This window comes from Xenorhabdus sp. Sc-CR9 (assembly GCF_963897815.1).
Taxonomy (GTDB): domain Bacteria; phylum Pseudomonadota; class Gammaproteobacteria; order Enterobacterales; family Enterobacteriaceae; genus Xenorhabdus.
This window is the reverse complement of the sequence record NZ_CAWQTY010000043.1, coordinates 1-2,351: the sequence shown is the minus strand read 5'-3', so window position 1 is coordinate 2,351 and position 2,351 is coordinate 1. Positions and strand designations below refer to the sequence as shown.

Annotated in this window: 2 protein-coding genes; both read right to left on the bottom strand. The window is 43.9% G+C overall.

Features of this window, described 5'->3' with window-relative positions; translation table 11 throughout:
• Window positions 1-106 precede the first annotated feature (106 nt).
• Window positions 107-250, bottom strand: a complete 144-nt coding sequence (locus AACQ81_RS02170) for a hypothetical protein (RefSeq protein WP_237388439.1) — start codon at window positions 248-250, stop codon at window positions 107-109.
• 48 nt (window positions 251-298) lie between these two features.
• Window positions 299-1,996, bottom strand: a complete 1,698-nt coding sequence (locus tag AACQ81_RS02165) for a ShlB/FhaC/HecB family hemolysin secretion/activation protein (RefSeq protein WP_237388438.1) — start codon at window positions 1,994-1,996, stop codon at window positions 299-301.
• Window positions 1,997-2,351 lie beyond the last annotated feature (355 nt).

Here is a 2,351-nt window from a genome sequence, read left to right as displayed (position 1 = left end):
GGGGATAGATGTTATTATTGGCATCACTCAGTCCGGATTGTGGTTTGGGATTTTTTGCAATTGATCAGATCGCAAAAATCGGACTGAGTTCCCTTCAAGTGATCTACTATTTTGAAAATTTATTTACCTGTGTCTGTGCATTATCAGGCGTAATACCGCCTGCGATTGCTGAGTTCAGCGGATAGATGCCTGTCAGGTAAATTAAAAAATAACAGGCTCCCCTTGCTACCGGGTTGTTAAATTTATCCATGTTGTGTCCTTTGATTACATTAAGTCCGAATGTGTTGGTATGGTTTTATTAAAAATTGAGTGAGGCAGACCAATAAACGACCCAGTGGTCTGGTTTGAGATGAGCGGGATAAACCAGGGGTTTTCCGATGGTGACCATCTGATTCATCCGGTTGTTATTGAGTGAAATACCCAGTGATGTGCCTGTGACATTACCTCCTTCGATTCTCCTTTTTTTGTTATTTTCCAGCCAGCCGGTATCCAGTGCACTGTTTAAAGACAGTTCACCTAATAAAGGGAGTTTGATTAATTTCCAGTTGAGTTCATGACGCCAATACCCGCCGTTATTTCCCATCAGATTCTGCTCCTTGAACCCCCGGACAGAGTATTGCCCGCCCAATGAAAGGCGTTCACCGGCATACAGGTTATCCGGTGTAAATTGTCCGTACAGGGAAGTCAGGTAATAAATATCCTCCGTAACCGGCATAAAATAACTGCTGCTCAGGCTGAACTTACGAAACTGACTTCTGGGTGCATTACGGTCGCTGGTGTTATCTTTAGTCGCTCCCCAGAAAGTCAGGCCGTGGCTGAATGTGGGATTGAATGTAAGATAGCCCCCTGCCAGTCCGGTGCTGTAGCTGGTGCCCAGACTGACAGCGCTTAACGTCGGGCTGCTGATAGCGAACTTTACCCCTGCTGCGATGTTGGAAGTCTGGCGGCGGGTTATCCCCATATTCAGGGCCAGTTTTTGTTTACCATCACGGTATAACGTCCGGTTGACTTTTAACTGATGGGTTTGCCCGTTGCCTTCATGGCGGTAACTGCCGGTGCCCACTGGTATTATTTGAAAAGAGCTGTTTCTGGCATACTGGTAATCGAATGACCAATAGCCATAAGGGATGGTGACCCCTGACGTCACACTCCAGCTCTGGTGGTTATTGCGGAAATCACTGTTATGACTGGCGGAGATTGACCACAGGTCAGCAAGGTGCAGCGGGTTATCCAGTCCTAAAGTGGCATTAATTTGTTCTCTTCCGGTATTTTTTTGCCCGCTGTTATCCATGCCCAGACTGGCATGAATGGGTAACTGAGCAACAACCCGCTTTAAAATAATGTCAGAATAACCGGGTTGTTTCGCCGGCTGAATATCAATGGTTATTTGCTGGGAAGGCAGGCGGTTTAACTGCTCCATGCCCTGTTCAATATCCCGTAGATTAAGGGTTTTTCCGGCCATATTCGGAAAAGCCATTTTCAGAGCAAGGGGAGCCTCACCGTCAAGCAAGATAGAACCCACTTTTCCTTCTGTAACCGTAATGGTCAGGATACCGGTTGATAAATCCTGTACTTTTAATCCCGCGAGAGAAGTGACATAACCTCTTTCTATGTAAGCATTGGATACCTTACGGACCAATTCATTAATTTTACCGGCAGTCAGGCAACGGGATATGTAAGGTTCGGATAATGCCTGTTGCACTGATATGGAGAGATTTTCTGTACCTTCAAACTGAATATGATGAACAGAATGGCAAAACGATCCCTCATCATCAGATGCCGGTGTTGTGAGCGGTGATAACGTAATGCTATTGCGGATCTCATCACGTTGTTGTTCAGCTTGTTGTAACAAGCCTTTTTGTTGCTGGGTAATGGCATCTTGATCAACCGGGCTGATAAACGATGCCGCCGCTGATGTTCCTGAAATAATTAACAGAGCAAAGATCAATAAACCTGAAAAATAAGCAGAAATTCTGCTTAAAGAATAAAGAGGCATAATTAAATTACATGCAGGGTAAGAATGGCGTTGCATTATATATAAATGTAAATTTAAAACAATATTCTTATAGTTTTGTGTTTTTCTGGGCTGTTTTTTTAATTTCAATGTGAAAAATAATCTTCATTTGGTCTATATTTAACCAATTGTATTGTTTATATTGAAATCCATTTTCATGTTTAATATTAATACTTATTCTTATATACATCTGACCCTGCCGACGAATAGAGAGGTGTTATACTGCGTGGGTGTCTGACCCCTAGCATAACGAACTAGGGGAACATGCCACCTGATCCCAATCTCCACTGATGATCGCTGCAGCTTGCTAGTGGAGCATGCTGGTTTGGTGCCTTGG